We start from the raw sequence: 26,024 nt of genomic DNA on the forward strand, positions 1-26,024 counted from the left end.
GGTCAGGTGGCGTCCAGGGTCACCGTGAAGGAGAAGCGGTCGCCGCGGTAGTGGATGACGGCCACGTCCAGCGGGCGGCCGCCACCGTCGTACGTCACCCCCGTGTAGTGCAGGATCGGGCTCAGCAGCGGGACCCCGAGCAGCCGGGCCGTCTCCGGGTCCGCCAGGCGGGCCTCGACCGTGTCCGTGATGCGGCTGATGTCCGCGCCCACGACGTCCCGCAGCACCTTGGTCATCGGCCAGCGCACCAGGTCGTCCGGGTCGATCCGGGCGGCGATGTCCGGACGGACGTAGTTGCGGGCGTGGTTGGTCGGCTCGCCCGTCTCCTCGTCGCTGCGCAGCCGGTGGTACGTCGCCACCTCCGCCGCCTCCGGGAAGTACTCGGCGAGTTCCGCCGGGGTCGCCGTCGTCCCCTGGGCGAGCAGCTGCGTCGCCATGCCGGACTGCTGGGCCACGATCGCGTCGACCGAGCCCAGCAGGCGGACGGGGGCGCCCCGTCGGGCGGTCGGCTCGATGAACGTGCCGCGCCGGCGGTGCCGGGTGATCAGCCCCTCGTCCTCCAGCTCCTTCAGCGCCTGCCGCATGGTCAGCACGCTCACCCCGTAGTGCCCGGCCAGCTGCTCCTCGGTGGGCAGGCGCAGCGGGTCCCTGGGCGAGCGGCCGAGTATCGAGGCGCGCAGCGACTGCGACACCTGGTACCAGAGCGGCAGCTTGCGGTTGAGGACGATGGAGTCCGGGGCGAAGGAGGTCACGGGGCTATCCGTACCTGGCGGGGAACGGTCAGTGCAACGGGCGGAAGTGGCGTTCGAGGCCCGACCACACGTCGTCGTAGCGCTGTTGCAGATGGTCCGCGCGGGCCGCGTGCGGGGTGAGGGTGACCGGCCAGCGCGTCTCGAACATGAACGCCAGCCCGTCGTCGACCTTCTGCGGCCTCAGTTCCGCGGCGCTCGCCCTGTCGAACGTCTCCCGGTCCGGCCCGTGCGCCGACATCATGTTGTGCAGCGAGCCGCCGCCCGGCACGAAGCCCTCCGCCTTGGCGTCGTAGGCGCCCTCGATCAGGCCCATGTACTCGCTCATCACGTTCCGGTGGAAGTACGGCGGCCGGAAGGTGTCCTCGCCCACCAGCCAGCGCGGCGCGAAGACCACGAAGTCCACGCCCGCGAGGCCCGGGGTGTCGGACGGCGAGGTCAGCACCGTGAAGATCGACGGGTCCGGGTGGTCGTAGGAGATCGTCCCGATCACGTTGAAGCGGCGCAGGTCGTAGACGTACGGGACGTGGTTGCCGTGCCAGGCCACGACGTCCAGCGGGGAGTGGTCGTACCGGGCCGTCCAGAGGTTGCCGCAGAACTTGTTCACCACCTCCACCGGGCCCTCGACGTCCTCGAACGCGGCGACCGGGGCGCGGAAGTCGCGGGGGTTGGCGAGGCCGTTGGCGCCGATCGGGCCGAGGTCGGGGAGGCGGAAGGGGGCGCCGTAGTTCTCGCAGACGTAGCCGCGGGCGGAGGCGTCGAGGAGGTCGACGCGGAAGCGGACGCCGCGCGGGATCAGCGCCACATGGCCCGGCTCGGCGTGCAGCAGGCCGAACTCCGTCCGCAGGAGGAGGCCGCCGTGCTCCGGGACGATCAGCAGCTCGCCGTCGGCGTCGCCGAAGACGCGGTCCATGGAGGAGGTGGCGTGGTACAGGTGCACGGCCATGCCGGCGCGCTGGGTGGCGTCGCCGTTGCCGCCGAGGGTCCACAGGCCCGCCAGGAAGTCGGTCTCCGGCGCGGGCTCGGGCAGGGGGTTCCAGCGCAGTCGGTTGGGGTCGGGGACCGTCTCGGTGAAGGGGGCCGTGCGCAGCGCGCCGTTGTCCGTGCGGGTGAACGCCGGGTGCGCGGCCGACGGGCGGATCCGGTACAGCCACGAGCGGCGGTTGTGGGAGCGCGGCTCCGTGAACGCCGAACCGCTGAGCTGCTCCGCGTACAGGCCGAGGGGCGCGCGCTGCGGCGAGTTGCGGCCCTCGGGCAGGGCCCCCGGCACCGCCTGGGAGGCGTGCTCGTTGCCGAAGCCCGAGAGGTAGGTCAGCCCCTCGGCCGTCTTGCGTGCGTCCCCGCTGTTCATGCGTACTCCCTCGGCCACTGATTCCTATGCATCACCGTAGGATTGCGTTTTCCCGCGCGCAAGAGGGACGGGGATCTTCCCGGCGCCTCCCCGGGCGCCTGCCCCGGCTCCTCCTCACGGAGGACGATCGCGCGAGGCCGAGAACCAGACTTGAGGGGGATCCGTGTGTCGTACCGGTGTTCTACGCTCCCCGGCATGTCGTGGACGCGTGGCACCCTTCCCGCGCTCGCGGTCTGTGTCCTGCTGCTGACCGGATCCGCGGGCTGCGGCTCCGGTGCTGCCCGTGAGCCGGACCGGACGGGCCCGACGGGCGCGGTCTCGTCCGCGCCGGCGGGCAGGGTGCTGGAGGACACCGACGGCGACGGGCGGCACTACCGCGAGGTGGGCGAGGAGCACGCACCGGACGTGGGGGTCGAGGTGGAGCCCGAGGCCGACGGCGGCTGGGACGTCCGCCTCAAGGTGCGCAACTTCCGGTTCTCGCCGGCCGGGACGAAGGCGCGGGCGGTCGCCGGCCGCGGCACCGCCCGGCTCTTCGTGGACGACCGCGCCGTCGCCGATCTGCGCGGCCCTTCCTACGACCTCCCCGCCGGCTACCTCCCGCAGGGCACCCACCAGGTCACCGCGCGCCTGTACGCCGACGACGGCACGGTGTGGGCGGTCGACGGCAAGCCGGTCGAGAGCACCGCGGACATCACGGCATCGGGGCCGGAGGCGTCCCCGACGGATGCCGCGTCGCCGGACCCGGAGACGGGGGGCTCCTCGGGGGCTGAGCCGGACGCGGAGGTGTCCCCGGGCGCGGAGGCGTCCTCCGGCGCTCCGTCCGCACTGAGTGCACCGAGCATCTTTCTCCGTATCGAGGGGCGAGGTTCACCCGACCGCGGCGGAAAGGCATCATGAAGCCCGTGCCCCACGCGACATCGCTCCGTCGTGCGCCCGTGCAGCGGCGCAGTGCCGAACGGCTGACCCGGATCCTCGACGCCTGCGCCGACCTCCTGGACGAGGTGGGCTACGACGCCCTGAGCACCCGCGCCGTCGCCCAGCGCGCCGGCGTGCCCATCGGCTCCGTCTACCGCTTCTTCGGCAACAAGAAGCAGATGGCCGACGCGCTCGCCCAGCGCAACCTGGAGCGCTACGCGCAGCGCGTCACCGAGCGGCTGAAGGCCGCCGGCGGTGACGGCGCCTCCGGCGGGGGCGGGGCCGGGGGAAGGGGAGACTGGCGGGCCGCCATGGACGCCGTACTCGACGAGTACCTGGCCATGAAGCGCACCGCGCCCGGCTTCTCCCTCGTCGACTTCGGCAACCAGATCCCGGTCGGCGCCCGCGCCGAACCCAACCACCGCGTCGCCGACCGCCTCACCGACCTGCTCTCCGGCTACCTCGGCCGCGAGCCCGACGAGGATCTGCGGCGCACCTTCCTGATCGCCGTGGAGACCGCGGACACCCTCGTCCACCTGGCCTTCCGGATGGATCCGGCGGGGGACGAGAAGGTGATCGAGGAGACCCGGGAGCTGCTGCGGGCCTACCTCGCCCGCACTCTGGACTGAGGGTCCGGCCGTTCTCCGGGGCCGGGGGCCTCCCCAGCATGCATACCGGTCGGTATGCTCGGCGGCACAGAGAGCGCCAGCCGCCGCCACCCGGGAGGACCCGTGTCCCGCACCGCCCTGCGAATCTGCCCCTTGTGCGAGGCCACCTGCGGGCTGACCCTCACCCTCGACGGAGCCAGGGTCACCGGCGCCCGCGGCGACCGCGACGACGTGTTCAGCAAGGGGTTCATCTGCCCCAAGGGCGCCTCCTTCGGGGCCGTCGACGGCGACCCCGACCGGCTGCGCACGCCGCTCGTGCGCCGGGACGGGGAGCTGCGCGAGGCCACCTGGGAGGAGGCCTTCGACGCGGTCGCCGCCGGCATCCGGCCGGTCGTCGAACGGTACGGGCCGAACGCCGTCGGCGTCGTCCTCGGCAACCCCAACGTGCACACCGTGGCCGGCGCGCTCTATCCGCCGGTGCTCCTCGCCGGACTCGGCACCCGCAGCCTGTTCACCGCCTCCACGGTCGACCAGATGCCCAAGCACGTCTCCAGCGGGCTGCTCTTCGGCGACGCCAACGCCATTCCCGTGCCGGACCTCGACCACACCGACCACCTCCTCCTCATCGGCGCCAACCCGCTGGAGTCCAACGGGAGTCTGTGCACCGCACCCGACTTCCCCGGCAAGCTCAAGGCCCTCAAGGCGCGCGGCGGCACCCTCACGGTCATCGACCCCCGCCGCACCCGGACCGCGCGGCTCGCCGACCGGCACGTCGCGATCCGGCCGGGCACGGACGCCCTGCTGCTCGCGGCGATGGCCCACGTGCTGTTCGAGGAAGGGCTCGTGGATCTCGGCGAGTTGACCCCGCACGTCCAGGGTGTCGAGGAACTCCGGTCCGCCGTACGGGACTTCACGCCCGAAGCCGTCGCCGAGGCCTGTGACGTGGAAGCCCCGGTCACGCGGACCCTCGCCCGCGAACTCGCGGCCGCCCCGACCGCCGCCGTCTACGGCCGCATCGGCAGCTGCACCGTCCCCTACGGCACCCTCGCCAGCTGGCTCGTCGACGTCCTCAACATCCTCACCGGCAACCTGGACCGGCCCGGCGGCGCCCTCTTCCCGCAGGCCGCCACCGACAAGGCACCCCGGCCGGCCGGTCCCGGCCGTGGCTTCGCGCTCGGGCGCTGGCACTCCCGGGTGAGCCGACACCCGGAGGCCAAGGGCGAGTTGCCGCTGTCGGCACTCGCCGAGGAGATCGACACCGCGACGGAGGACGGGGAACCGGTCCGGGCCCTGATCGCCGTGGCCGCCAACCCCGTGCTCTCCGCCCCCGACGGCGACCGGCTCGACAAGGCGCTCGACTCCCTCGACTTCATGGTCAGCGTCGACCCGTACCTGAACGAGACCTCGCGCCACGCCCACGTCGTCCTGCCGCCGCCCCCGCCCTCCCAGAGCCCGCACCACGACTTCGCCTTCAACACCCTCGCCGTCCGCAACCAGGTCCGCTACACCCGGCCCGCCGTCCCGCTGGAGCCCGGCCGGATGGCCGAGAGCGAGATCCTCGCCCGGCTCACCCTGGCCGCCACGGGGATGCACGGCGCCGACCCGTCCGCCGTCGACGACCTGGTCATCGCCCAGACCCTCGGAAAGGCGGTCGGGGAACCGCACTCGGCCGTGCACGGCCGCGATCCGCAGGACCTCGCCACGCGGCTCACCGGCGAGAACGGCCCCGAGCGCCGGCTGGACATGATGCTGCGCCTCGGCCCCTACGGCGACGGCTTCGGCGCACGGCCCGGCGGACTGAGCCTCGCCGTACTGCTGGAGCACCCGCACGGCATCGACCTCGGACCGCTGCGCCCGCGCCTGCCGCAGCCGCTGAAGACGCCCAGCGGGCGGATCGAGCTGCTGCCGCGGCCGATCGTCGACGATCTCCCCCGGCTGCGGACGGCGCTGACGGAGCGGCCGGCCGGGCTCGTCCTCGTCGGGCGCCGGCACCTGCGGTCCAACAACAGCTGGATGCACAACGTGCCGGCCCTGACCGGCGGCACCAACCGCTGCACCCTGCACATCCACCCCGAGGACGCCGAACGGCTGGGCGTCCGGGACGGTTCCGCGGTGCGCGTGAAGGGCGCCGGGGGAGAGGTGACCGCCCCGGCCGAGGTCACCGACGGCGTGCGCAGGGGCGTCGTCAGCCTGCCGCACGGCTGGGGACACGACCGGCCCGGCACCCGGCTGAGCCACGCCTCCGCCGACCCCGGCGTCAACGTCAACCAGCTCCTCGACGGCAGTCTGCTCGACCCGCTGTCGGGCAACGCGGTCCTCAACGGTGTGCCCGTCGAAGTGGCCCCGGTGGCCGAAAAGCTCAAGCCTCTGACCTCAGCAAAGCTGTGACCAGGACTTTTGCGCTTATTGCTCGCACGTCAACGTCTTGTTAACACCGTTTGAACGGTCCTAACGTCAACGCACCGCCGACCCCCAGGTGGGATGTTCAAGGGCGAACGTTAGGTATCCACACATGCTGACCATCCTCGGCTTCGCCATGATCGCGACCTTCCTGGTCCTGATCATGCTGAAGAAGATGTCGCCGATCGCGGCGCTCGTACTGATCCCAGCGCTCTTCTGCGTCTTCGTCGGAAAGGGCGCCAAGCTCGGCGACTACGTCATCGAGGGGGTGGGCAACCTCGCGCCCACCGCCGCGATGCTGATGTTCGCCATCGTCTACTTCGGCCTCATGATCGACGTCGGCCTCTTCGACCCGATCGTGCGGGGCATCCTGAAGTTCTGCAAGGCCGACCCGCTGCGCATCGTCGTCGGTACGGCCGTCCTCGCGGCGATCGTCTCGCTCGACGGCGACGGCTCGACCACCTTCATGATCACGGTCTCGGCGATGTACCCGCTGTACAAGCGCCTGAAGATGAGCCTGGTCGTGATGACCGGTGTGGCGGCCACCGCCAACGGCGTCATGAACACCCTGCCCTGGGGCGGTCCGACGGCCCGCGCCGCCACCGCGCTCAAGCTCGACGCCGGCGACATCTTCGTCCCGATGATCCCGGCGCTCCTCGTCGGCCTGCTCTTCGTCTTCGTCCTCGCCTACTTCCTCGGTCTGCGCGAGCGCAAGCGGCTCGGAGTGCTGAGCCTGGAGGAGGTCCTGGAGCAGGAGAAGATCGTCAAGGACGAGCAGGAGCAGGAGACCGAGACGGTGCTCGTGGGCGCCGGTGCCTCCGGCGGCTCCGGCAAGGTGCGCCTCACGAAGGCCACCGGCGGAGCGGGCTCCGGCACCGACGCGGCCGACGACGGCGACGACGGCGACGACGTCCGCCTCCAGGGCCTCGACCCCGACCGTCCGACCCTGCGCCCCAAGCTGTACTGGTTCAACGCGCTCCTCACCGTGACCCTGCTCACCGCGATGATCATGGAGTGGCTGCCGATCCCGGTCCTGTTCATCCTCGGTGCCGCGCTCGCGCTGACCGTGAACTTCCCGCACATGCCCGACCAGAAGGCCCGGCTCGCCGCCCACGCCGACAACGTCCTCAACGTCTCCGGCATGGTCTTCGCCGCCGCCGTCTTCACCGGCGTCCTCCAGGGCACCGGCATGGTCGACGCCATGGCCAAGTGGATCGTCGACGGCATCCCCGAGGGCATGGGCCCGCACATGGCGCTCGTCACCGGCTTCCTGAGCCTGCCGCTGACGTACTTCATGTCCAACGACGGCTTCTACTTCGGTGTCCTGCCGGTCCTCGCCGAGGCCGGTGCCGCGCACGGCGTGTCGCCGCTGGAGATCGCCCGCGCCTCGCTCGTCGGCCAGCCGCTGCACATGTCCAGCCCGCTGGTCCCGGCCGTGTACGTGCTCGTCGGCATGGCGAGGGTCGAATTCGGCGACCACACCAGGTTCGTGGTGAAGTGGGCCGCGATCACCTCGCTGGTGATCCTCGGTTCCGGGATCCTGTTCGGAATCATCTGACGTCCTGACATCCGACCCTCCTGGGAGGACTCGACATGGGGCCCGGTGGGAACCGCGGCTGGCTGCTCCGCCTCGTCATCGCCTTCGGCTTCGCGCAGGGGGCGGTGTCGATGGCCCGGCCCGCCGTCTCCTACCGGGCCCTCGCGCTGGGCGCCGACGAGCGGGCGATCGGCGTCATCGCGGGCGTCTACGCGCTGCTGCCGCTGTTCGCCGCCGTCCCGCTGGGCCGCCGTACCGACCACGGCCGCTGCGCACCCCTGCTGCCCGTCGGCGTGGTCCTCATATCCGGCGGCTGCGCGCTGAGCGGCGTGGCGGGCTCGCTCTGGGCGATGGCCGTGTGGAGCGGGGTCATGGGCCTCGGCCACCTCTGCTTCGTCATCGGCTCCCAGTCGCTGGTGGCCCGCCAGTCCGCCCCGCACGAACAGGACCGCAACTTCGGCCACTTCACCATCGGCGCCTCCCTCGGCCAGCTGGTCGGCCCGATCGCGGCGGGTGCCCTCATCGGCGGCCGGGACATGGCGGGCACCAGCGCCCTCGCCCTGATCGTCGCGGGTGCGGTCGCGGCGGTCGCCTTCACCTCGCTGTGGCGCATCGAACACCGCCCTACGACGCCCAAGTCCCGTACCGGGCAAGGCGGCCGCGTGCCCGTGGTCCGCATCCTGCGCGCCCGGGGCGTGCCGGCCGGCATCCTGGTCAGCCTCTCCGTGCTGTCCGCGACCGACATCCTCACCGCCTACCTGCCGGTGGTCGGCGAACACCGGGGCATCGCACCCTCCGTCGTCGGTGTCCTGCTCAGTCTGCGGGCCGCGGCCACCATCGCCTGCCGTCTGGTGCTCACGCCCCTGCTGCGGCTGCTCGGGCGGACGGCCCTGCTCACCGTGACCTGTCTGCTGGCGGCCCTGCTGTGTGCGGGGATCGCGCTGCCGGTGCCGGTGTGGGGGCTCGCCGCGATACTCGTCGTCCTCGGCTTCTGTCTCGGGGTCGGGCAGCCGCTGTCCATGACGACGGTCGTGCAGGCCGCTCCCGACGGCGCCCGCTCCACGGCGCTCGCGCTGCGTCTCACCGGCAACCGGCTCGGCCAGGTCGCCGCACCGGCCGCGGCCGGACTGGTCGCCGGGGTCGCTGGCGTCGCCGCGCCCTTCGTGATGCTCGGAGCGCTGTTGCTGCTGTCGTCGGGGGTCGCGCTGCGCTCGCGGGAACGTGTCGTGCGCGCGGGACCGGAGACGGGGGAGGAGGACGGTCGGACGACGTCCTCGGTGAGCCGGAAGAGCGACACCTGAGGCGCGGCACGCGGTGCTTCCCTGACCGGTGGACGGGGGGATGAGCTCCGCAGCCCCCACTCCGCAGCCCCCCGGCTCCGCAACCCCCGGGCGCACACCCCACCCCCGCCGCCACAGCCACCGCGCCCCCCCGCCCCGTCAGCAAGCCTGCCGCCTCTCCGCCCGTCACCACCCCTGAACCAGGCCGTCCGACCTCCCCGCTCCAGACCCGCAGGGGTGGATCCGGCCGTGTCTCTTCCCCGGCCGCGCACAGTCCGTTAGCTTCCGTGACCCATCCGTCTCGTGCGACTCGCGGGGGGCGGGCCGACCGCGGAGCACCAGCGCCCTAGTGAGCCCCGGGGACACCTCTCATGACACGCGCCATCTCTCTGCACGACGTGAGCAAGGTCTATGACAAAGGCGTCCGCGTGGTGGACCGGCTGTCGATGGACATCGCGCCCGGTGAGTTCCTCGTGCTGCTCGGGCCCTCGGGCTGCGGCAAGTCCACCGTGCTCCGGATGATCGCCGGCCTGGAGCAGATCACCGCGGGGGAGCTGCGGCTCGACGGTGTGTACGCCAACGACCTGCCGCCGTCCGGGCGGGACATCGCGATGGTCTTCCAGAACTTCGCCCTGTACCCGACGATGACCGGCCGCGACAACATCGGCTTCCCGCTGCGCATCGAGGCGCCCGGCACCGACCCGCGTCCGCGGGTGGACACCACCGCCCGGATGCTCGGCATCGAGGACCTCCTCGACCGTTTCCCCGGCCAGCTCTCCGGCGGGGAGCGCCAGCGCGTCGCGATGGGCCGGGCCATCGCCCGCCACCCCTCCGCCTTCCTGATGGACGAGCCGCTGTCCAACCTGGACGCCAAGCTCCGCAACCGCCTGCGCGCCGAGATAGCCGCCCTGACCCGGGAGCTGGGCGTCACCACCGTGTACGTCACCCACGACCAGGCCGAGGCCATGTCGCTCGGCGACCGGGTCGCCGTCGTGCGCAGCGGCGTCCTCCAGCAGCTCGACAGCCCGCGCTCGGTCTACGCGCTGCCCCGCAACGTCTTCGTCGCCGCCTTCGTCGGCACCCCGCGCATCAACCTCCTGCGCGGCCTGGTCCGCGCCCCGCTCGACGGGGCGATGACGATCAGCCTCGGCAAGCAGGCCCTGCGCCTGCCCGAACCCCTGTCACTCGACCACAAGTTGCTGCGCGTGCAGCAGGGCCGGGAGGTGATCGTCGGCCTGCGCTCCGAGGCCGTCCGCGTCGGCCGGTCCGCCGACGCGCGTCCCGGCGAGACGCACATCACGGGGTTGGTGGAGCACGTGGAGTTCCAGGGCCACGAGGTGCTCGTCCACTTCAACACCGGCTCGCGCCCCGCCGTCGTACCGGAGCTGGAGGCGCCGCGCCCGCTGCCCCGGCCGCCCCGGCGCCGCCGGGAGAGCGGGGTCCTCGACCGGCTGTGGGGGAGGGTGGGGAAGCCGGGCGGTCTGCGGGCCGGACCGGTCGTGGTGCTGGACGAGCCGCCCGAGCCGGGCCCCGCCGTCGCGTCGCCCGAGGGGCGGCTGCCCGGCGACCTCGTCGTGCGCACCACCCCCGACTTCGACCTGCGGTACGGCATGCAGGTGCCCCTCCTCGTCGACCTCGCCCACCTGTTCGTCTTCGACCGGCACGGCGAACGGATCTGCCCGGCTCCGTCCCGCCTGCCGGACCTCGACGAGTGACACCACCGGGCGTTCCGGACCCCGGGAAGTGACACCCCGGTCCGCCGATGTCACCGTGAGGCGTCGCACGCAGGGCACCCCTGGTGCCCAAAAACTATCGACGCTAGTTTAGTGCGCGGACGACGAGGACCGCCCGGAGGGAACACGATGAAGGCACACGACGGCATCTACCTCGACGGCGCCTGGCGCCCCGCCGCGGGCCAGGACGTGATCGAGGTCGTCAACCCGGCGGACGAGCAGGTCATCGGCCGCGTCCCGGCCGGCGGCGCCGAGGACGTGGACGCCGCCGTGCGGGCCGCCCGCGCCGCCCTCCCGGCCTGGGCCGCGACCCCGCCGGGCGAGCGGGCCGCGCGGCTCACCGCCCTCCATGACGTGCTGGTGGCGCGCAAGGACGAGATCGCCGAGACCGTCACCGCCGAACTCGGCTCCCCGCCGCCCTTCTCCCAGGCGGTCCACGCGGCCGTCCCGATCGCGGTGGCCGGCTCCTACGCCGAACTGGCCGCCGCCCACTCCTTCGAGGAGAAGGTCGGCAACTCGACCGTGTTCCACGAGCCGATCGGCGTGGTCGGCGCCATCACCCCCTGGAACTACCCGCTGCACCAGATCGTCGCCAAGGTCGCCCCGGCCCTGGCCGCGGGCTGCACGGTGGTCCTGAAGCCCGCCGAGGACACCCCGCTGACCGCCCAGCTCTTCGCCGAGGCCGTCCACGAGGCGGGCGTCCCGGCCGGCGTCTTCAACCTCGTCACCGGTCTCGGCCCGGTCGCCGGCCAGGCCCTCGCCGAACACCCCGGCGTCGACCTGGTCTCGTTCACCGGTTCCACGGCCGTGGGGAAGCGGATCGCCGCGACGGCCGGCGCCGCGGTCAAGAAGGTGGCCCTGGAACTCGGCGGCAAGTCCGCCAACGTCATCCTCCCGAGCGCCGACCTCGCCCGGGCGGTCAACGTCGGCGTCGCCAACGTGATGTCGAACTCCGGCCAGACGTGCAGCGCGTGGACCCGGATGCTGGTCCACCGCGACCGGTACGAGGAGGCCGTCGAGCTGGCCGCGGCCGCCGCCGCGAAGTACGGCGACCGCATCGGACCCGTCGTCAGCGCCAGGCAGCAGGCACGGGTGCGCGGTTACATCGAGAAGGGCGTGGCCGAGGGCGCGCGGCTGGTCGCGGGCGGCCCCGAAGCCCCGCGCGAGCAGGGCTGGTTCGTCAGCCCGACGGTCTTCGCCGACGTGACCCCGCAGATGACGATCGCCCAGGAGGAGATCTTCGGCCCGGTCCTGTCGATCCTGCGCTACGAGGACGAGGAGGACGCCCTGCGCATCGCCAACGGCACGATTTACGGCCTGGCCGGAGCCGTCTGGGCCGGCGACGAGGCGGAGGCGGTGGCCTTCGCCCGCCGGATGGACACCGGGCAGGTCGACATCAACGGCGGCCGTTTCAACCCGCTCGCCCCCTTCGGCGGTTACAAGCAGTCGGGCGTCGGCCGTGAACTCGGCGCGCACGGCCTCGCCGAGTACCTCCAGACCAAGTCCCTGCAGTTCTGAGGAGCCTCCCGTGGTCCGTGCCGCCGTCCTGCCCGCCGTGGGCGCCCCTCTGGAAATCACCGAGATCCGCCTGCCCGACCCCGGCCCCGGACAGGTCCGGGTCCGGCTCGCCGCCGCCGGGGTCTGCCACTCCGACCTGTCCCTGTCCAACGGCACCATGCGTGTCCCGGTCCCCGCCGTCCTCGGTCACGAGGGCGCCGGCACGGTCGTGTCCGTCGGCGAGGGCGTCACCCACCTCGCGCCCGGCGACGGCGTCGTCCTGAACTGGGCGCCCTCCTGCGGCCGTTGCCATGCCTGCACGCTGGGCGAGGTGTGGCTGTGCGCCGACGCGCTCAGCGGGTCCGCCGACGTGTACGCCCGCACCGTCGACGGCACCGACCTCCACCCCGGTCTGAACGTCGCCGCGTTCGCCGAGGAGACCGTCGTCCCCGTCTCCTGCGTGCTGCCCCTGCCGGAGGGCATCCCCGTCACCGACGCGGCCCTGCTCGGCTGCGCCGTCCTCACCGGTTACGGCGCCGTCCACCACTCCGCCCGGGTCCGGCGCGGCGAGACGGTGGCCGTGTTCGGCGTCGGCGGAGTCGGCCTGGCGACCCTCCAGGCGGCCCGCATCGCGGGCGCGTCCACGATCGTCGCCGTCGACGTCTCCCCGGAGAAGGAGGACCTGGCCCGCGCGGCGGGCGCCACCGACTACCTCGTCGCCTCGGAGAACACCGCCCGGGAGATCCGCGCCCTCACCGGCAGGCAGGGCGTGGACGTGGCCGTCGAGTGCGTGGGCCGCGCGGTCACCATCCGCACGGCCTGGGAGTCGACCCGCCGCGGCGGCCGTACCACGGTCGTCGGCATCGGCGGCAAGGACCAGCAGGTCACCTTCAACGCCCTGGAGCTCTTCCACTGGGGCCGCACCCTCTCCGGCTGCGTCTACGGCAACTGCGACCCGGCCCGCGACCTCCCGGTCCTGGCCGACCACGTCCGGGCCGGCCGCCTGGACCTGGGTTCCCTCGTGACGGAGCGCATCGCCCTGGAGGGCATCCCGGCCGCCTTCGAGAACATGCTGGCGGGGAAGGGGGGACGAGCGCTGGTGGTCTTCTGACCCCGGCTCTCCCGCCGCACGCAAAACGCCGCCGCACGGGAAAACGCCGCCGCACGGAACGTGCCGCCGCACGGGAAATCGGCCTCTCCCCGCCTCCGGGAAAAACACCTTTCCCACAACCATCACGCACGACCGTTGACCCCATACCGTCCGGTCAGTATGTTCCCGGCAACGTCCCCAACGCACCCACCGGAGTGTGCACGTATGGACACGGCCTCTTCCGCTCACCCCGTCCCCACCACCGCGCCGGCGACTCCCCACCGCCGTCGCGTGGCCACCGCCGCCGCCCTCGCCTCGGCCGTGGAGTGGTACGACTACTTCGTCTTCGGCATCGCCGCCGCCCTCGTCCTCGGCGACCTGTACTTCCCGGCCGGCAGTTCCACCGCCGGGGTGCTCGCCGCCTTCGCCACCTTCGCCGTCGGCTTCCTCGCCCGCCCGCTCGGCGGCATCGTCGCCGGCCACCTCGGCGACCGGCGGGGCCGCAAGCCGATGCTGGTGCTGGCGCTCACCCTGATGGGCGTGGCCACGACCGGCATCGGCCTGCTGCCCACGTACGACACCATCGGCGTCGCCGCCCCCGTCCTGCTCGTCCTCCTGCGCGTCGCCCAGGGCGTCGCGGTCGGCGCCCAGTGGGGCGGGGCGATGCTGCTGGCCACCGAGTACGCCCCCGAGGGCAAGCGCGGTCTCTACGGCAGCTTCGTCCAACTCGGCGTCCCCATCGGCGTGGTGACCGCCAACACCGTCTTCCTGCTGGCCGGCGCCTTCACCACCGACGGCGCCTTCACGGCCTGGGGCTGGCGCGTGCCGTTCCTCATCGGCCTGTTCGTCCTCGTCCTCGCCTGGTACATCCACACCCGCGTCGAGGAGACCCCCGAATTCCGGGACGCGGAGCGGGCGCTGGCCGAGAAGGAGAAGGCGGAGCAGGGCTCGCCGCTGCGCACGATCCTCCGCGACCACCTCGGCACGGTGCTCCTGGCGGGCGGCTCCTTCGCCGTGAACACCGCGACCTTCTACATCATCATCACCGGCGTCCTCGACTACACGACGCGTGAACTCGACATGGAGCGCGGCGCGGTCCTCACCGTCTCCCTCTGCGTCAGCCTCACCCAGCTCGTGCTGATCCCGGCCGCCGCCGCCCTCTCCGACCGGGTCGGCCGCATCCGGATCTACGCGCTCGGCGCGGTCGGCATCGCCCTGTGGGCCGTCCCGCTGTTCCTGCTGATCGACACCGGCTCGCTGCTGTGGCTGGCGGTCGGCACCTTCGTCGCGAGCTGCTTCCTCAGCATCATGTACGGCCCCCAGGCGGCCCTGTTCGCCGAGCTGTTCACGCCCGAGATGCGCTACACGGGCGCCTCCCTCGGCTACCAGATCGCCGCGGTGTGCGGCGGCGGCCTCGCGCCGTTCGTGATGGTGCTGCTGCTGGAGGCGACCGGCACGTCGATGTCGGTGTCCGCCTACATCATCGGCCTGTCGGTGATCGCGCTCGTCTCCATCAAGGTGCTGGCGAACCGGGCGCGCTCGCGCTGACGCCCCTCAGGGCGTCGACTCCCGGTCGTGCCCGGGTCGCGGCCCCACCGCCACGACCCGGGCCGCCCGCGTCCGCGAGCGGGACACCGCCACGCCCGCCAGGCACAGCGCCCCGCCCGCCAGGGTGAACAGCCCCGGCACCTCGCCCAGCGCCGGCCACGACATCAGCACGACCAGCGAGGGCACCGCGTACGTCGTCGCCCCCATCCGGCCGGCGGTCGTCCGGGCGAGGGCGTAGGCCCAGGTCGTGAAGGCGAGCGCGGTCGGGAACACCCCCAGGTAGACCATGTTGAGGGTGGCCGCCGCCGGCGCGCCGGCCGCCTCGTGCGCCAGCTGCCCGGCGAACGGCAGGCACACCACCGCCCCGACCAGACACCCGAACGTCGTCACCTGCAACGCGCTCGCCCGGGCCAGGGCCGGCTTCTGCGCCACCACCCCGCCCGCGTAGGCGACCGCCGCCAGCAGGCACAGCGCCACCCCGAGCACCGAGGAACCGCCCTCGCCCGACATCGACAGCCCCACCGCCACGGCGCCCGCGAACGACACGGCCATCCCCGCCGGCAGCCGCGGCGGCATCGCCTCCCCGAGCAGCCGCGCGCCGAGCAGGGCGATGAGGAGGGGCCCGACGTTCACCACCAGGGCCGCCGTACCCGCGTCGACCTCCTGCTCGCCCCAGTTCAGGACCACCATGTAGAGGCCGAACCACAACAGCCCCGAGACCGCGATCCCGGGCCAGGCCGGCCGCGGCGGCCATCCCTCCCGCCGTACGAGGCAGATCACCCCCAGTGTCAGGGCCCCGGCCAGCAGCCGACCGAGGGCCAGCGCGCCCGGGGAGTACACGGAACCGGCGCTGCGGATGGAGACGAAGGCGGAGGCCCACAGCACGACGCTGACCGTGGCCGCGCCGGCAGCGAGCAGTTCCGTACGACGGGGGGAGTTCATCATGCTCCTGAGGATCGGAAGGAAACGGGACGAGAGCTCGCGCGTTTCGGACGGGGAGGCCGGCGGGGCGCTCTACCGCAGCACCGCCGCGTCGATCCCCAGCAGCCCGGCCAGCGCGCGCTCGCCGAGCACCGTCACCCGCACCGCCCGCTCGGAGCCGATGCGCACGCACCAGCCCGCGTCGAGGGCGTGCCAACACAGGGCCGCGCCCGCGACACCGGCGAGATGGGGACGGCGCTCGGTCCAGTCGAGGCAGGCGCGGGCCAGCGGACGGCGGCTCCCGCGGTCGAGGCCGATGCCGGCGTCCGCGAACCACCGCACCCCCGCGTCCGTCAGCGCGAACCCGGTGTCCTGGACCAGCAGCCCGCGCGCGGTCAACGCGTCGGTGACCGTGATGCCGAGCCGCCCGGCGAGATGGTCGTAGCAGGTGCGCCCCCGGGCCATCGCCGACCCGGCGCTCGACGCCCGCAGGTTCCGCGGCCGTCGGACGTCCCCCGGCGCGACCTGGGCGGCCAGGTCCTCCACCAGCTGCGCGACCCCGGCGTCGGCGAGCCGTACGTACCGGTGCCGTCCCTGCCGTTCCTCGGCGAGCACCCCGCCGGCGACGAGCTTGCCGAGGTGCTCGCTCAGCGTCGACGCGGCGACGCCCGCGTGCCGGGCCAGCTCGCCGGCCGTCCACGCCCGCCCGTCGAGCAACGCGAGCAGACAGGCGGCGCGTGTCTCGTCGGCGATCAGTGCGGCGAGACGCGCCAGCAGGGGTGCCCGGGGGTCCTTGGCGGTCATGCCTCCCAGCATGGGACAAGGACGGTTCGGCGCGCGCCGAACCGTCCTACACGGTCCGCCTCACCTGCTCGTACTGCTGAGCCAGCCCGTCCAGCAGCGCCGCGAGCCCCGTCTCGAAGGCGCGCTCGTCGACCTTCTCCTGCTGTTCGGCGAGCAGGTGCGCCTGGCCGAGGTGCGGGTAGTCGGCGGGGTCGTACGCGCTCGCGTCGCCCACGAAACCGCCGGCGAACGACCCGAGGGCGGAGCCCATGATGAAGTAGCGCATCAGCGCGCCGATCGAGGTGGCCTGCGCGGGCGGCCAGCCGGCGTCGACCATCGCCCCGTACACCGCGTCCGCGAGCCGCAGCGCGGCCGGGCGGCGGCCGGGGCCGCGCGCCAGGACCGGGACGATGTTCGGGTGGTCGCGCAGGGCGGTCCGGTAGGAGACGGCCCAGTCGTGCAGCGCGGTCCGCCAGTTCCGGCCGTCCTCGAACATCGACAGGTCGACCTGGGCGCTCACCGAGTCGGCGACGGCCTCCAGGATCTCGTCCTTGGTCCGGAAGTGGTTGTACAGCGAGGGCCCGCTCACCCCCAGCTCGGCGGCGAGCCGCCGCGTCGACACCGCCGCGAGACCTTCCGCGTCCACGAGCGCGCGGGCCGTCGCGACGATGCGGTCGGTGCTCAGGAGGGGCTTGCGCGGTCGGGCCATGGCGCACATAGTAGGGCTGCGCGCGAGAAACTAGCAGTGCTAATTTAAAGGTGCGGCTCTCCCGGTCCGTCTGCTCGTTCGTTCTCTCTGCTCCCCGCGTTCACCGGGTTCTCCGCGCTCCCTTCGTCGTCTCGTCGTCTTCGTTCTCTGTGGGGTGACCGTCATGCATCTGGGGCTCGACGAGGAGCAGGAGGCCGTGCGCCGGCTCGCCCGGAACTTCGTGGACCGCGAGATCGCCCCGCACGCCGTCGCCTGGGACCGTGCCGAGGAGGTCGACCGGGGCATCGTCGAGAAGCTCGGCGAGACCGGCTTTTTGGGGCTGACGATCGACGAGGAGTACGGCGGCTCCGGCGGCGACCACCTCGCGTACTGCCTGGTCACGGAGGAGCTGGGGCGGGGCGACTCGTCCGTGCGCGGCATCGTCTCCGTCTCCCTCGGCCTGGTCGCCAAGACCATCGCGGCCTGGGGTGACGAGGAGCAGAAGCGGCGCTGGCTGCCGGGGCTGACCTCCGGCGCGTACGTCGGCTGCTTCGGCCTCACCGAGCCCGGCACCGGCTCCGACGCGGGGAACCTCTCCACCCGCGCGGTCCGCGACGGCGCCGACTACGTCCTGAACGGCACCAAGATGTTCATCACGAACGGCACCTGGGCCGACGTCGTCCTGCTGTTCGCCCGCTCCACCGACGCCCCCGGCCACAAGGGCGTCTCCGCCTTCCTGGTGCCGGCCGACACCCCCGGGCTGACCCGGCGCACCCTCCACGGCAAGCTCGGTCTGCGCGGCCAGGCCACCGCCGAACTGGTCCTGGAGGACGTGCGCGTGCCCGCGTCGGCGCTGCTCGGCGAGGAGGGCAAGGGCTTCTCCGTCGCCATGTCGGCCCTGGCCAAGGGCCGTATGTCGGTCGCGGCGGGCTGCGTCGGCATAGCGCAGGCCGCGCTGGACGCGGCCGTGCGGTACGCGGGCGAGCGCGAGCAGTTCGGGAAGACCATCGCCCACCACCAGCTCGTCCAGGAGCTGATCAGCGACATCGCGGTCGACGTGGACGCGGCCCGGCTGCTGACCTGGCGGGTCGCGGACCTGATCGACCGCGGGCTGCCGTTCGCCGTCGAGTCCTCCAAGGCCAAGCTCTTCGCCTCGGAAGCGGCCGTCCGCGCCGCGAACAACGCCCTTCAGGTCTTCGGCGGCTACGGCTACATCGACGAGTACCCGGCGGGCAAACTCCTGCGCGACGCCCGCGTGATGACCCTCTACGAGGGCACGAGTCAGATCCAGAAGCTGGTGATCGGGCGGGCGCTGACGGGGGTCTCGGCGTTCTGAGTAGCCGTCTGAGTATGTGGGCGGATGTGGCGCGGGCCACGTCCGCCGAAACTTGTCGCCATGAGTGACACACCGGTCAAGCAGCAGAGTACGGCCGCTTTCTACGGCCAGGCCGTCGCCTCCTTCGCCATCGCCATGGCGGCCACGTCCGTCGGCATCTACCAGCTGAACACCGACGCCTGGGTGCGCGCCTTCCTCGCGATCGCGGTCCTGTACCTGGTGACCTCGGCGTTCACCCTGGCCAAGGTCATCCGCGACCGCCAGGAGGCCGGGCACATCGTGAGCCGCGTGGACCAGGCGCGCCTGGAGAAGCTCCTCGCCGAGCACGATCCCTTCGAGAAGCTCTGAGCGGACTCGCCGAGCCGGGCGGGCCGCACAGGCAGTACGGGCCGCACAGGCAGTACGGGCCGCACGGGCAGGACGGGCCGCACGGGCTGAGCGGGCACTCTAAGCGATCGCTCACCTTCGGCGGTATGGTGTAGCTCCTGTACCGAGAGGGGCGAACGAGCGATGAGTACGGCGGAGGAGACGGCCGGCGGCGAGATCGAGCCGTGGGAAGAGGTCACCCCTGACGCGGCCCGGCGACTGCTCGTCGCCGCCGTGGAGGCCTTCGCCGAGCGCGGCTATCACGCGACGACGACCCGCGACATCGCCGGCCGCGCGGGCATGAGCCCGGCCGCCCTCTACATCCACTACAAGACCAAGGAAGAGCTGCTCCACCGCATCAGCCGCATCGGCCACGACCGCGCGCTGGACATCCTGCGCACGGCGGCCCGCGGCGAGGGCAGCGCGGCGGAGCGGCTCGCGGACGCGGTGAGCTCCTTCGTCCGCTGGCACGCCGGGCGACGCACCACCGCGCGGGTCGTGCAGTACGAACTGGAGGCGCTGGGCCCGGACGCCCGCGCCGAGATCCTCGGGCTGCGCCGGCAGGTCGACGCGGAGGTGCGCGGGATCATCGAGGAGGGCGTCGCGAGCGGCGAGTTCCAGGTGCTGGACGTGCACGGGACGACCCTGGCCGTGCTGTCCCTCTGCATCGACGTGGCCCGCTGGTTCAACGTCCACGGTCCCCGCACGCCCGAGCAGGTCGGCGCCCTGTACGCCGACCTCGTGCTGCGGATGGTGGGCGCGGCGAAGTAGCCGTACCGCGCCCGCGGGCTCAGAGGTAGTAGCGGGACACGGACTCCGCGACGCACGCCGGCTTGTCCCCGCCCTCGCGTTCCACGGTGAAGGCGACGGTGACCTGGATGCCGCCGGGGACGTCGTCGACGCCGGTGATCGTGGCGGTGGCGCGCAGGCGTGAGCCGACCGGGACGGGCGAGGGGAAACGCACCTTGTTCGACCCGTAGTTGACGCCCATCTTCACGCCCTCGACGGCGATCAGCTGCGGCCCGAACAGCGGAAGCAGCGACAGGGTCAGGTATCCGTGCGCGATCGTCGTGCCGAACGGCCCCCCGGCGGCCTTCTCCGGATCGACGTGGATCCACTGGTGGTCACCGGTGGCCTCCGCGAAGAGATCGATCCGCTTCTGGTCGATCTCCAGCCAGTCCGTGTACCCCAACTGCTCGCCCACCGCGGCCCTCAGGTCGTCGGCGGACGTGAAGATCCTCGGCTCTGCCATGTCTGCGGCCTCTCTCCCGGTCACGAACCTCTAAGCGACTGCTTAGCATGCTAGGGAGCGGGAGCCCTGTCAACGGACCGGGGCGACCGACCAGGGGTGGGTAGGCTTCGAGGGGTGCCCCAGATCCCAGAGAAGATCCACGAACTCACGGTCGGCCAGCTCGCCGCCCGCAGCGGCGCCGCCGTCTCCGCCCTCCACTTCTACGAGTCCAAGGGCCTGATCAGCAGCCGCCGCACCGCGGGCAACCAGCGTCGCTACTCCCGCGACACACTCCGGCGCGTCGCCTTCGTCCGCGCCGCCCAGCGGGTCGGCATCCCCCTCGCCACGATCCGCGAGGTCCTCGCCGAACTCCCCGAGGAACGCACCCCCACCCGCGAGGACTGGGCCCGCCTCTCCGAGACCTGGCGAGCCGAACTCGACGAGCGCATCAAGCAACTCAACCGCCTCCGCGACCACCTCACCGACTGCATCGGCTGCGGCTGCCTCTCCCTCGACACCTGCGTCCTGTCCAACCCGGACGACGCCTTCGGCGAACGCCAGTCGGGCTCACGCCTGTTGGTGGAACACCACGGACAGAAGCCGAAGAGCAGGCCCCGCCGCGACACACCCCCCGCGCACCGCGGCTCCTGAGCCCACCCCGTCCAACCGCGGTCCGCGTGCCACGCCGCTCTCGCAGCCCTGGCGGACGGGACCGCTGGGCGAGGGAAAGGGCTGGAGCGATCCGATCAGCGGCTGGTAGTGTCGCGACCTTCGGCCGGCGGCGACGCCGCCGCGCGCGGAGTCCCGACGGGACCGACTCCCATGCCCAGCCCCGCTCTCGCCGCCGCCCTCGCGGACATCGACACCGTCTTCAACGGCTTCGCCAGCCCGCGGGAGACCCCCTGTCCGCTCTGCCATCTCCCCGAGGAGGCGGAGTACCTGCGCACCCCGTACACCCGGGTCCCCGTCGACGTGGTGAACAGGTACCTCTTCGAGGTCGCCGGCCACTTCGACGACCACGCCGCCTCGATGCGCCGCCTGCTGCCGCAGGGCGCCCGCGCGTTGGTGGAGGGCAGGCTGGACGGGGTCGGGTGGGGCCGGCACGGGCTGTCGGTCGCCGACTGGCGGACCTGGCCCGCCGAGCAGGCCGCCGCCATCGAGGCGTTCGTGCTCGCCTGGTGGGAGGAGGTCCTCACGGTGCCGGAGCCGCCGTATCCCGTGCGGTACGTCTTCGAGACGTGCGCCATGATCCTTTGCGGCGTCACCCCGCTGCTCGAGCGGTGGCGGCCGGGAGCGGTGGCCGACGCGCATCTGCTGGCCTGTGCGGACTGGTGGGTGGACGATCTGCTCAACGACCGGTCGCCGTTGACCTGGTTCGTCCACGGCAGCGAGACCGCGCTGCCCGAACTGCGCGCCTGGCTGTCGCGCCACGCCCCCGCCCGCCTGCGCGCCCTCGGCGAGACCGACCTCGCGATCCGCGCCGAACTCGTCGCCCTCTCCTACGAGGACTGCTGGGCGCACCCGTACTGGGACAACGCCTCCGCCACCAACTGAGCGTTGGACCGGGCCCGTCGCCCGTCCGGCAGGAACAGGGTGTCCTCCAGGCCGATCCGGGTCGCCAGCCCGAGCCGCCCCGCCAGCCGCAGCACGGGCCACGCGCCCCCGTCCTCACCGTGCAGCAGCACGGGCCGGCCGTGCGCGGAACCGAGGTCGGCGAGCAACGCCCGCGCCGACGCCTCCGCCGTGTCCACGCCCGTGTCCGTCACCTCCGCCAGCACCCGCAGCACCTTCGGCGCGTACGGCGAGGCGGTGAAGCGGGCGGCCGCGTCCGTCCCCGACCAGATGCCCGCCTCCACACCCACCCCGAGGTCGAGCAGGGCGGCGGCGAGCTCCTCCGCGCCCGGCTCGTGCCAGTTGACCGAGGCGTGGTCGGGCAGGACGGTCCACGCACGCACCCGCGCCACGCGGGCCGCCGGATCGGGCTCGGCCCATGCACCGGTGGTCACCCCGACCGGTACCGCCACCCGCGCCCGTATCGCCTCCAGCGTCGCCGCGACCACCCGCGGCGACAACGTGTCCTGTCCGCAGGGGGTTCGGGGATGGACATGGAGGTCCGTGGCCCCCGCCGCGACAGCCTCCGCCGCCGCCCGGGCCAACGCGTCCGGCGACAGCGGCACCACCGCACCGTCGGTGGCCCTCCGCGTCCCGTTCAGACAGGCCTGCACCATGTTCCGATGGTGACACCCGCCACTGACAACGACCCCGCCCCGGACGCGCACGGTGCAACGGCACCGCACCCGCGCGGCGACACAGGGGGTGCGGCATCCCCGGCGCACCCCCGTCGTCCTCTCAGGCCGACACCAACAGCCGTCCGCGCCTGGCGTACGCCAGCGCCTCGGGCGTGAGCACGGGCCGCGGCACGAGTATTCCGCAGTCCGCGCAGACCGGACCCGCCGACGGCTCGTGGTCCAGGTCGTCCTTCCAGACGAGGCGTTCCCCGGCGCACACCGGGCAGCCGGACCCCGGCTCACGCTCCAGCGCGGCGATCAGCCGGCGCAGTACCTCGGCCAGCGGCTCACGGGGGTGGACCCGCGGGTCGTCGCACCACGCCACGCCGAAACCGCCCCAGGTCATCCGGTGCCAGTCGTCCACACTGCCCGGCCTGCGCAGCCCGTCGTGCTTCTCCTTCCTGCGGCGCTCGGCGAACTCGACCTCGTAGGCCAGCCACACCGCACGCGCCTCCTCCAGCTCGTCCAACGCGGCCACGAGCAGCGCCGGATCGGGGGAGCGGTCCTCGGGGCCGAACCCGGCCCGCGAGCAGAGATGGTCCCAGGTCGCCCTGTGCCCGTACGGGGCGAACCGCTCAAGGCACTTGCGCAGTGAGTACCGCCGCAGTGCCAGATCGCACCGCGGGTCGCGCACCTGTCTCGCCAGACTCCGGAAACCGGCCATCGCCTTGCACCTCCGTCACATCTGCACCTGTACTTCGGTCACTTCGGCGTCGTCGAACGGACGTCGCCGAATAGACGTATCGACACGCGATTCGGCTCCCTTCGGCTCCATCCGATTTCCGATGCCGTCCATAAGCCGGATGAGGCGACTCGTAAAAGTGACGCATGTTCATCTTCAATCCCGGGGATACCGGCGGTAACCTTCCGGCCACCCCCGTCGCTAGGAGCTGCCGATGCCACGGCGAATCCCACGCACCGCTCTCGACAGACTGAGAACTCCCGGCAGATTCCCCGGGTTCCTGAAGACCGCCTCCGTATGCACCCTGATTGCGGGTCTTTTGACGCCGTTCTCCCAAGCGGCGACGGCAGCCGAGGTCACAGCGGCGAACGACTACTGCGGCAACCAGTGTTCCGACATCCTGCCGCCCGGCCAGAACGGCAACGCCACCCTCGCCCAGATCCTGCTCAACCAGGCCTTCGGCACCCAGCCCGCGCACGCCGAGGACCAGCTCGGCCCCTACGCCAACCTCGCCAAGGGTCATTCCACCCTCACCAACTCCACGATCAACACGTTCTTCAACGACGCGTCGTTCGGGGTTCCCGCGGACCAAGTCGCCTCCACCGTCAAGCCCGCCGGCCGCGGCGACGTCACGATCGTCCGCGACAAGAAGACGGGCGTCCCGCACATCACCGGTACCACCAGGTACGGCACCGAGTTCGGCGCCGGCTATGCCGCGGCCGAGGACCGGCTGTGGCTCATGGACGTGTTCCGGCACGTCGGCCGGGGCCAGCTCACCTCCTTCGCGGGCGGCGCGGCGTCCAACCAGGGCCTGGAACAGCAGTTCTGGCGCAACGCCCCGTACACCGAGGCCGACCTCCAGGCCCAGATCGACAACGCCGTCGCCACCAACGGCGCCCGCGGCCAACAGGCCCTGGCCGACGCCAACGCCTACCTCGACGGCATCAACGCCTACATCGACGCCTCCGACAGTGGCCGCTACTTCCCCGGTGAATACGTCCTGACCGGCCACAAGGACTCAATCACCAACGCGGGGACCATAGAACGCTTCAAGATCACCGACCTGGTGGCGCTGGGCTCGGTGATCGGCGCCCTCTTCGGCTCCGGCGGGGGCGGCGAGGTCGACAACGCCATCTCCCTGCTGGCCGCGCAGGAGAAGTACGGCGTCGAGGAGGGCACCAGGGTCTGGGAGTCCTTCCGCGAGCGCAACGACCCCGAGGCCGTCATGACCCTCCACGACGGCAAGAGCTTCCCCTACGCCGTCCGGCCCGAGAACCCGCAGGGCCTCGCGCTGCCCGACCCGGGCTCGGTGGTCGCGGAACCACTGGTTCACGACCGCACCGGCAGCGCGGCCACGTCCACCGCGACGGCCGCCTCCGCCACGGCCGCCACCACCGCCGTCAGCTCCGCCAGGCGCGGCATGTCCAACGCCCTCGTCGTCAGCGGCGACCACACCGCCAGCGGTCACCCGATCGCCGTCTTCGGCCCGCAGACCGGCTACTTCGCCCCGCAGCTCCTCCTGCTCCAGGAACTCCAGGGGCCGGGCATCAGCGCCCGCGGCGCCTCCTTCGCGGGCCTGAGCATGTACGTCGAACTCGGCCGCGGCCAGGACTACGCGTGGAGCGCCACCACCTCCGGCCAGGACATCATCGACACCTACGCCGTCGAACTGTGCCAGGACGACTACCACTACCTCTACCGCGGCACCTGCACGGCGATGGAGAAGGTCGAGCGGACGAACGCCTGGAAGCCGACCACCGCCGACGGCACCGCGGCCGGCTCGTACACGATGCGGGTCTGGCGCACCGAGTACGGTCCCGTCGAGTACCGCGCGACGGTCGGCGGCAAGAAGGTCGCCTACACCACCCTGCGCTCGTCCTTCCTGCACGAGGCCGACTCCATCATCGGCTTCCAGATGCTGAACGACCCCGGCTACGTGACAGGCCCGGAGAGCTTCCAGAGCGCGGTGCAGCACATCAACTACACCTTCAACTGGTTCTACGCCGACTCCGAGCACACCGCGTACTACAACAGCGGCGACAACCCGGTTCGGGCGACCGGCGTCGACGCCGACTTCCCGGTGTGGGCGCAGCCGGCGTACGAGTGGCGGAACTGGGAACCGGCCACGAACACGGCCGCGTACACGCCGGCCTCGGCGCACCCCAACTCCATCGACCAGGACTACTACATCTCCTGGAACAACAAGCAGGCCAAGGACTACACGACCGCGCCCTGGGGCGACGGCTCCGTGCACCGCGGCAACCTCCTGGAGACCCGGGTCAAGAAGCTGGTCCAGGCCGGCGGCGTCACCCGTGCCTCGCTGGTGAAGGCGATGGCGGACGCGGCCCTCGCCGACCTGCGCGCCGAGGACGTCCTGCCCGACCTGCTGAAGGTGATCAACAGCTCACCGGTCACCGACACCACCGCCGCCTCCGCGGTGAGCAGGCTCCAGGCCTGGCTGACCGCGGGCGGCAAGCGCACGGAGACCACGGCCGGTTCGAAGACGTACGCCGACGCCGACGCGATCCGCATCCTGGACGCCTGGTGGCCGCTGCTGGTGAAGGCCCAGTTCGAACCAGGCCTCGGCACCGGGCTGTACACCGCCTTCACCGCCAACCTGCCCGTCGACGAGACCCCGTCGGCCGCCCACGGCCCGACCGGCGCGCACGCCGGAAGCGCCTTCCAGTACGGCTGGTGGAGCTATGTCGACAAGGACATCCGGGCGGTCCTGGGTGAGTCGGTGCGGGGACCGCTGGCACGCAAGTACTGCGGTGGCGGCAGCCTCAGCGCCTGCCGGGACGTCCTGATCACCACGCTGAAGACGGCGGCCGGCAGGACCGCGGCCCAGGTCTACCCCGGGGACGACCTGTGCGCGGCGGGAAACCAGTGGTGCGCCGACTCGATCGTCCAGCGCACCCTCGGCGGCATCAAGCACGGCAACATCAGCTGGCAGAACCGGCCCACCTACCAGCAGGTCGTGGAGTTCACCTCGCACCGGTGAGCCCGCGCCGCGGCGGTCCG

At 72.4% G+C, this 26,024-nt stretch carries 23 protein-coding genes; 15 read left to right on the forward strand and 8 right to left on the reverse strand.

Annotated elements, in window-relative coordinates; translation table 11 throughout:
• Window positions 1–2 precede the first annotated feature (2 nt).
• Both ACF1A1_RS07845 and hmgA read right to left on the reverse strand, forming a co-directional pair.
• Window positions 3–752: a GntR family transcriptional regulator gene (locus tag ACF1A1_RS07845; RefSeq protein WP_391646580.1), complete on the reverse strand. Its 750-nt coding sequence runs from the start codon at window positions 750–752 to the stop codon at window positions 3–5.
• 28 nt (window positions 753–780) lie between these two features.
• Window positions 781–2,100 (reverse strand): homogentisate 1,2-dioxygenase, encoded by a 1,320-nt coding sequence (hmgA, locus tag ACF1A1_RS07850; protein ID WP_391646582.1) that lies wholly within the window; start codon window positions 2,098–2,100, stop codon window positions 781–783.
• A gap of 195 nt (window positions 2,101–2,295) precedes the next feature.
• On the opposite strand from hmgA, the gene ACF1A1_RS07855 reads away from it, so the two are divergent.
• The 9 genes from ACF1A1_RS07855 (at window position 2,296) to ACF1A1_RS07895 (ending at window position 14,708) form a co-directional block, all read left to right on the forward strand.
• A complete protein-coding gene (locus ACF1A1_RS07855) occupies window positions 2,296–2,997 on the forward strand; it encodes a hypothetical protein (protein ID WP_391646584.1) in 702 nt (233 codons plus the stop codon).
• On the forward strand, window positions 2,994–3,644 hold the full coding sequence (locus tag ACF1A1_RS07860) for a TetR family transcriptional regulator (RefSeq protein ID WP_391646585.1): 651 nt from the start codon (window positions 2,994–2,996) through the stop codon (window positions 3,642–3,644). Before ACF1A1_RS07855 ends, ACF1A1_RS07860 begins: the two co-directional genes overlap by 4 nt.
• A gap of 102 nt (window positions 3,645–3,746) precedes the next feature.
• Window positions 3,747–6,011: a molybdopterin oxidoreductase family protein gene (locus ACF1A1_RS07865; protein WP_391646587.1), complete on the forward strand. Its 2,265-nt coding sequence runs from the start codon at window positions 3,747–3,749 to the stop codon at window positions 6,009–6,011.
• A gap of 124 nt (window positions 6,012–6,135) precedes the next feature.
• Window positions 6,136–7,581, forward strand: a complete 1,446-nt coding sequence (locus ACF1A1_RS07870; protein ID WP_391646589.1) for a CitMHS family transporter — start codon at window positions 6,136–6,138, stop codon at window positions 7,579–7,581.
• A 35-nt stretch (window positions 7,582–7,616) separates the two neighbouring features.
• Window positions 7,617–8,861: an MFS transporter gene (locus ACF1A1_RS07875; protein ID WP_391646591.1), complete on the forward strand. Its 1,245-nt coding sequence runs from the start codon at window positions 7,617–7,619 to the stop codon at window positions 8,859–8,861.
• A gap of 350 nt (window positions 8,862–9,211) precedes the next feature.
• Complete coding sequence (locus tag ACF1A1_RS07880) at window positions 9,212–10,555, forward strand: ABC transporter ATP-binding protein (RefSeq protein ID WP_391646593.1); 1,344 nt, start codon at window positions 9,212–9,214, stop codon at window positions 10,553–10,555.
• 147 nt (window positions 10,556–10,702) lie between these two features.
• Window positions 10,703–12,091: an aldehyde dehydrogenase family protein gene (locus ACF1A1_RS07885; protein WP_391646595.1), complete on the forward strand. Its 1,389-nt coding sequence runs from the start codon at window positions 10,703–10,705 to the stop codon at window positions 12,089–12,091.
• Between the two features lie 10 nt (window positions 12,092–12,101).
• A complete protein-coding gene (locus tag ACF1A1_RS07890; RefSeq protein WP_391646597.1) occupies window positions 12,102–13,181 on the forward strand; it encodes a Zn-dependent alcohol dehydrogenase in 1,080 nt (359 codons plus the stop codon).
• Between the two features lie 204 nt (window positions 13,182–13,385).
• The gene (locus ACF1A1_RS07895) at window positions 13,386–14,708 is read left to right on the forward strand and encodes an MFS transporter (RefSeq protein WP_391646599.1); all 1,323 of its coding nucleotides are present in this window, start codon (window positions 13,386–13,388) and stop codon (window positions 14,706–14,708) included.
• Between the two features lie 6 nt (window positions 14,709–14,714).
• Here the strand turns inward: ACF1A1_RS07895 and ACF1A1_RS07900 are convergent, their stop codons facing one another.
• The 3 genes from ACF1A1_RS07900 to ACF1A1_RS07910 all read right to left on the reverse strand — a co-directional run bounded on the left by ACF1A1_RS07900 (window position 14,715) and on the right by ACF1A1_RS07910 (window position 17,121).
• Window positions 14,715–15,650: a DMT family transporter gene (locus ACF1A1_RS07900; RefSeq protein WP_391647180.1), complete on the reverse strand. Its 936-nt coding sequence runs from the start codon at window positions 15,648–15,650 to the stop codon at window positions 14,715–14,717.
• Between the two features lie 72 nt (window positions 15,651–15,722).
• Window positions 15,723–16,433 carry an ArsR/SmtB family transcription factor gene (locus ACF1A1_RS07905; protein WP_391646601.1) on the reverse strand — a complete coding sequence of 237 codons (711 nt, stop codon included), beginning with the start codon at window positions 16,431–16,433 and terminating at the stop codon, window positions 15,723–15,725.
• Between the two features lie 46 nt (window positions 16,434–16,479).
• On the reverse strand, window positions 16,480–17,121 hold the full coding sequence (locus tag ACF1A1_RS07910) for a TetR/AcrR family transcriptional regulator (RefSeq protein ID WP_391646603.1): 642 nt from the start codon (window positions 17,119–17,121) through the stop codon (window positions 16,480–16,482).
• Between the two features lie 163 nt (window positions 17,122–17,284).
• Between ACF1A1_RS07910 and ACF1A1_RS07915 the strand changes: the two genes are divergently transcribed.
• The 3 genes from ACF1A1_RS07915 (at window position 17,285) to ACF1A1_RS07925 (ending at window position 19,573) form a co-directional block, all read left to right on the forward strand.
• The gene (locus tag ACF1A1_RS07915; protein ID WP_391646605.1) at window positions 17,285–18,436 is read left to right on the forward strand and encodes an acyl-CoA dehydrogenase family protein; all 1,152 of its coding nucleotides are present in this window, start codon (window positions 17,285–17,287) and stop codon (window positions 18,434–18,436) included.
• Between the two features lie 60 nt (window positions 18,437–18,496).
• On the forward strand, window positions 18,497–18,784 hold the full coding sequence (locus ACF1A1_RS07920) for a YiaA/YiaB family inner membrane protein (protein ID WP_391646607.1): 288 nt from the start codon (window positions 18,497–18,499) through the stop codon (window positions 18,782–18,784).
• Window positions 18,785–18,946: 162 nt separating this feature from the next.
• On the forward strand, window positions 18,947–19,573 hold the full coding sequence (locus ACF1A1_RS07925) for a TetR/AcrR family transcriptional regulator (protein WP_391646609.1): 627 nt from the start codon (window positions 18,947–18,949) through the stop codon (window positions 19,571–19,573).
• 19 nt (window positions 19,574–19,592) lie between these two features.
• Here ACF1A1_RS07925 and ACF1A1_RS07930 read toward each other — a convergent pair whose 3' ends face one another.
• Window positions 19,593–20,054, reverse strand: coding sequence for a MaoC family dehydratase (locus tag ACF1A1_RS07930; protein ID WP_391646611.1), 462 nt, complete (start codon window positions 20,052–20,054; stop codon window positions 19,593–19,595).
• Window positions 20,055–20,168: 114 nt separating this feature from the next.
• Here ACF1A1_RS07930 and soxR point away from each other — a divergent pair, with 114 nt between their 5' ends.
• Window positions 20,169–20,684 carry a redox-sensitive transcriptional activator SoxR gene (gene soxR, locus ACF1A1_RS07935; RefSeq protein ID WP_391646613.1) on the forward strand — a complete coding sequence of 172 codons (516 nt, stop codon included), beginning with the start codon at window positions 20,169–20,171 and terminating at the stop codon, window positions 20,682–20,684.
• A 171-nt stretch (window positions 20,685–20,855) separates the two neighbouring features.
• The gene (locus tag ACF1A1_RS07940) at window positions 20,856–21,587 is read left to right on the forward strand and encodes a hypothetical protein (protein ID WP_391646615.1); all 732 of its coding nucleotides are present in this window, start codon (window positions 20,856–20,858) and stop codon (window positions 21,585–21,587) included.
• Here ACF1A1_RS07940 and ACF1A1_RS07945 read toward each other — a convergent pair.
• Together ACF1A1_RS07945 and ACF1A1_RS07950 are read right to left on the reverse strand one after the other, a co-directional pair.
• Entirely contained in the window at window positions 21,533–22,261 is a 729-nt protein-coding gene (locus ACF1A1_RS07945) for a 3-keto-5-aminohexanoate cleavage protein (protein WP_391646617.1), read from the reverse strand. The two genes, ACF1A1_RS07940 and ACF1A1_RS07945, sit on opposite strands and share 55 nt — an antisense overlap.
• 121 nt (window positions 22,262–22,382) lie before the next feature.
• Entirely contained in the window at window positions 22,383–22,985 is a 603-nt protein-coding gene (locus tag ACF1A1_RS07950; protein WP_391646619.1) for a hypothetical protein, read from the reverse strand.
• Window positions 22,986–23,217: 232 nt separating this feature from the next.
• Between ACF1A1_RS07950 and ACF1A1_RS07955 the strand changes: the two genes are divergently transcribed.
• The gene (locus ACF1A1_RS07955; RefSeq protein ID WP_391646621.1) at window positions 23,218–26,004 is read left to right on the forward strand and encodes a penicillin acylase family protein; all 2,787 of its coding nucleotides are present in this window, start codon (window positions 23,218–23,220) and stop codon (window positions 26,002–26,004) included.
• The last annotated feature ends 20 nt before the right edge of the window (window positions 26,005–26,024 follow it).

This window comes from Streptomyces sp. NPDC014995 (assembly GCF_043080745.1).
In the GTDB taxonomy this organism is placed as follows: Bacteria; Actinomycetota; Actinomycetes; order Streptomycetales; family Streptomycetaceae; genus Streptomyces.

What these genes read in the sequence shown, in the direction of transcription:
- hmgA (WP_391646582.1), bottom strand. Translation starts at nt 2,100, where the DNA reads ATGAACAGCGGGGACGCACGCAAGACGGCCGAGGGGCTGACCTACCTC.
- ACF1A1_RS07855 (WP_391646584.1), top strand. Translation starts at nt 2,296, where the DNA reads ATGTCGTGGACGCGTGGCACCCTTCCCGCGCTCGCGGTCTGTGTCCTG.
- ACF1A1_RS07860 (WP_391646585.1), top strand. Translation starts at nt 2,994, where the DNA reads ATGAAGCCCGTGCCCCACGCGACATCGCTCCGTCGTGCGCCCGTGCAG.
- ACF1A1_RS07870 (WP_391646589.1), top strand. Translation starts at nt 6,136, where the DNA reads ATGCTGACCATCCTCGGCTTCGCCATGATCGCGACCTTCCTGGTCCTG.
- ACF1A1_RS07875 (WP_391646591.1), top strand. Translation starts at nt 7,617, where the DNA reads ATGGGGCCCGGTGGGAACCGCGGCTGGCTGCTCCGCCTCGTCATCGCC.
- ACF1A1_RS07880 (WP_391646593.1), top strand. Translation starts at nt 9,212, where the DNA reads ATGACACGCGCCATCTCTCTGCACGACGTGAGCAAGGTCTATGACAAA.
- ACF1A1_RS07885 (WP_391646595.1), top strand. Translation starts at nt 10,703, where the DNA reads ATGAAGGCACACGACGGCATCTACCTCGACGGCGCCTGGCGCCCCGCC.
- ACF1A1_RS07895 (WP_391646599.1), top strand. Translation starts at nt 13,386, where the DNA reads ATGGACACGGCCTCTTCCGCTCACCCCGTCCCCACCACCGCGCCGGCG.
- ACF1A1_RS07900 (WP_391647180.1), bottom strand. Translation starts at nt 15,650, where the DNA reads ATGAACTCCCCCCGTCGTACGGAACTGCTCGCTGCCGGCGCGGCCACG.
- ACF1A1_RS07905 (WP_391646601.1), bottom strand. Translation starts at nt 16,433, where the DNA reads ATGACCGCCAAGGACCCCCGGGCACCCCTGCTGGCGCGTCTCGCCGCA.
- ACF1A1_RS07910 (WP_391646603.1), bottom strand. Translation starts at nt 17,121, where the DNA reads ATGGCCCGACCGCGCAAGCCCCTCCTGAGCACCGACCGCATCGTCGCG.
- ACF1A1_RS07915 (WP_391646605.1), top strand. Translation starts at nt 17,285, where the DNA reads ATGCATCTGGGGCTCGACGAGGAGCAGGAGGCCGTGCGCCGGCTCGCC.
- ACF1A1_RS07920 (WP_391646607.1), top strand. Translation starts at nt 18,497, where the DNA reads ATGAGTGACACACCGGTCAAGCAGCAGAGTACGGCCGCTTTCTACGGC.
- ACF1A1_RS07925 (WP_391646609.1), top strand. Translation starts at nt 18,947, where the DNA reads ATGAGTACGGCGGAGGAGACGGCCGGCGGCGAGATCGAGCCGTGGGAA.
- ACF1A1_RS07930 (WP_391646611.1), bottom strand. Translation starts at nt 20,054, where the DNA reads ATGGCAGAGCCGAGGATCTTCACGTCCGCCGACGACCTGAGGGCCGCG.
- ACF1A1_RS07940 (WP_391646615.1), top strand. Translation starts at nt 20,856, where the DNA reads ATGCCCAGCCCCGCTCTCGCCGCCGCCCTCGCGGACATCGACACCGTC.
- ACF1A1_RS07945 (WP_391646617.1), bottom strand. Translation starts at nt 22,261, where the DNA reads ATGGTGCAGGCCTGTCTGAACGGGACGCGGAGGGCCACCGACGGTGCG.
- ACF1A1_RS07950 (WP_391646619.1), bottom strand. Translation starts at nt 22,985, where the DNA reads ATGGCCGGTTTCCGGAGTCTGGCGAGACAGGTGCGCGACCCGCGGTGC.
- ACF1A1_RS07955 (WP_391646621.1), top strand. Translation starts at nt 23,218, where the DNA reads ATGCCACGGCGAATCCCACGCACCGCTCTCGACAGACTGAGAACTCCC.